The sequence below is a fragment of the Microcoleus sp. T3_D1 genome (genome assembly GCF_036700405.1).
GTDB lineage: Bacteria > Cyanobacteriota > Cyanobacteriia > Cyanobacteriales > Microcoleaceae > Microcoleus.
Window position 1 is genome coordinate 101302 of the sequence record NZ_JAUBOV010000011.1, and the last position, 3002, is coordinate 104303.

The 3002-nt window shown below is 50.7% G+C and carries 2 protein-coding genes; both read left to right on the forward strand.

Features of this window, described 5'->3' with window-relative positions; genetic code table 11:
- The first annotated feature begins 253 nt into the window (after positions 1–253).
- Positions 254–382, forward strand: coding sequence for a hypothetical protein (locus tag QT992_RS08010; protein ID WP_333102987.1), 129 nt, complete (start codon positions 254–256; stop codon positions 380–382).
- Between the two features lie 402 nt (positions 383–784).
- A partial coding sequence (locus tag QT992_RS08015; protein ID WP_333376789.1) for an Rne/Rng family ribonuclease occupies positions 785–3002 on the forward strand: 2218 nt, incomplete at its 3' end.

Genomic DNA, 3002 nt, shown 5'->3' on the forward strand with positions numbered 1-3002 from the left:
AGACTAAATTTCAATCTCCCAGATTCATCTGTGGAGTAAATCTAAAATCTAAAATCTAAAATCTAAAATCGACTGACCCGTCAAAAAACGGAGATAAGCCCCCGACTTAATTCGTGGAAAATCCAAATTTTAGATTTTAGACTAAATTTCAATCTCCCAGATTCATCTGTGGAGTAAATCTAAAATCTAAAATCTAAAATCTAAAATCGACTGACGAGGTTTTAGGGTTGGCAGGGGCGGAGGTTGCAGTCGAATGCCAAGCTGGGGTATGTTGAGTGCGATCGCGCAAGAATTCAACAAAAGTCCTTACGCTTTCACTCCTACCTACTTTCGCTCAAAACCAGCCCTCTACCACCACGCAAGCGGAGTTATCAGTTCGTAGTGTTAAGTTGTGTGTTAAGAAATTGGTACGGTGTCAATGAATTTATTCGCGCTCGTTCAAAGGAAGAGTTGTAAGTGTTGAATTTTGAGTATTGATGTCGCAATTCTCAACTCAAATCTCAATATTGCTAACTCGATAAAAGCCTCCTTATTTCTATCTCTCAGATTTATCTGCTGAGCATAACTCATAACTCTGTACGGGCGGGTTTAACTACTTTATCTGTAACAGTTAACAGTGAATAGTCAACAGTTAACAGTGAACGGTCAACAGTTAACTTTCCTTCCACCCTGCACCAACTCACAGCTAATAACTCTTCAAGCTACTACTAATTACAGTCTAAGTCAGAGGCACTATGAGTGCGTAAGTGTCTCTAACTTGCTGCCAGTTTTTTGAGGAAATTGAATGACAAAGCAGATAGTTATAGCAGAGCAGCATCGCATTGCTGCCGTCTTTTCAGAAGATCAAATCCAAGAACTTGTGGTAGCCACAGGCAGCCACCAAGTCAGTGACATTTACTTGGGAATTGTTGAAAATGTACTCCCTGGGATAGATGCGGCGTTCGTCAATATTGGCGATCCAGAACGTAACGGGTTTATGCACGTCACAGACCTCGGCCCGCTGCGCCTTAAACGCTCGGCAGGAGCAATTACAGAACTCCTGACCCCCCAGCAGAAAGTGGTGGTACAGGTAATGAAAGAACCGACGGGCAGCAAAGGCCCCCGGCTGACAGGCAACATTACCCTGCCAGGCCGCTATTTGGTACTGATGCCCTACGGCAGGGGAGTCAATCTCTCGCGGCGGATTAAGTCGGAAGCCGAGCGCAACCGCCTCAGAGCCCTGGCTATTTTGGTGAAACCGGCCGGGATGGGGCTGCTGGTACGCACCGAAGCTGAAGGGATGACTGAAGAAGCGATCATGGAAGATTTGGAAGTCCTGCAAAAACAGTGGGAAGCCGTTCAACTTGAAGGCGGTACTTCGCGGGCGCCGGCACTGCTCAACCGGGATGACGATTTTATCCAGCGGGTGCTGCGAGATATGTTCAGCGGTGACGTGAATCGGATTGTGGTGGACTCGCAAAATGGAATTAAGCGGGTGAAGCAGCAGTTGATGAGCTGGAACGGTGGTAAACTTCCTGCGGGAGTTTTGATCGACCACCACCGAGAGCGCGCCTCGATTTTAGAATTTTTCCGGGTTAACGCTGCGATTCGAGAAGCCCTCAGACCAAGGGTTGATTTGCCTTCGGGTGGTTATGTGATTATCGAGCCGACTGAGGCGCTGACGGTGATAGATGTCAACTCTGGCTCGTTTACTCGATCGGCGACGGCTAGGGAAACGGTACTCTGGACAAATTGCGAAGCAGCCACGGAAATTGCTAGACAACTGCGGTTACGCAATATTGCCGGGGTGATTATTGTTGACTTTATTGACATGGAATCCCGCCGCGATCAGTTGCAGGTGCTGGAACATTTCAATAAAGCTCTCAAAGCTGACAAAGCTCGGCCGCAAATCGCTCAACTGTCGGAATTGGGACTGGTAGAACTCACTCGCAAGCGCCAAGGTCAAAATATTTACGAGTTGTTCGGCCACAGTTGTCCTACTTGCAGCGGGTTGGGTCATCTGGTGCGCTTGCCAGGGGAAGAAGACTTCGCCGCAGCGGTGCGGGAATCGGCCGATCGCACTGTTGCTACATCGAACCGCGTTTTGTTGAATTTGCCCGAAGGATTGGAACGCCGCAGCTTGACGCCTGTGGCGGCTGCAACTCCTGCACCAGTGCGGGAAGAACGCCCCCCCGAACCTGCTCGGGCTGCTTGGGAACCTCCGAGTCAGAGCGAAAGTTTGGATTTTGAGACCGGCAGTAACGCATCGCCTTTGGACTTACTCAATCATCCTAGCTATCAGGATTTGGGGAACGGAACTAGACGGCGCCGCCGCCGCCGGATTGGCGAAGAGCCTTTTGCTCTCCCGGCGGAGGAGGAACCTGTACGCAGCAAGTTGCGGCTGCCGAATACTTCGAGCGCGCCCGTCGCGGATACGCGCTCTGAGTATCTCGCACCCCCCGGTATCCGGGCCGCGTCGGAGGGCTTCGGGCTGGTGAATATGGCGACTGTGGGCAGGCGCGAGGATTTCGATCGCGTGCGTCCCGCTAAGTCTGAGTTGATGAAGCCGATGGTGGAGCCTCCAGAGGTGATTTCGGTGGAAATGACGGCGGAGGAGCAGGATGTTTATGCCCTGATGGGGGTTTCTCCTTTGGTGCTTACGGATCGCAGCGTGAAAAATCCTAAGAATGCGATCGTTTCGGTGACTCTCCCCGGAGCGGCCCCGAACAAGCCGCCTTTCGAGCAGCTCGAATTTGAATTTGAACCGACGGCGCCTGCACAAAATGCACAGGAACGGGATTATTATCCAGAAAGGTCGGTAGTTGAGCCTGTATTTTCTGAGGATGATGAGGCTCAAATTTACGGCGAGAGTTCGATCGACCAAACTGATGGTTTTGATCCGATGGAGGAACCCAGCGATGTGATGGGCGAATCCTATGAGCCGATCGAATCCTATGAGCCGATCGAATCCTATGAGCCGATCGAATCCTATGAGCCGATCGAATCCTATGAGCCGATCGAAT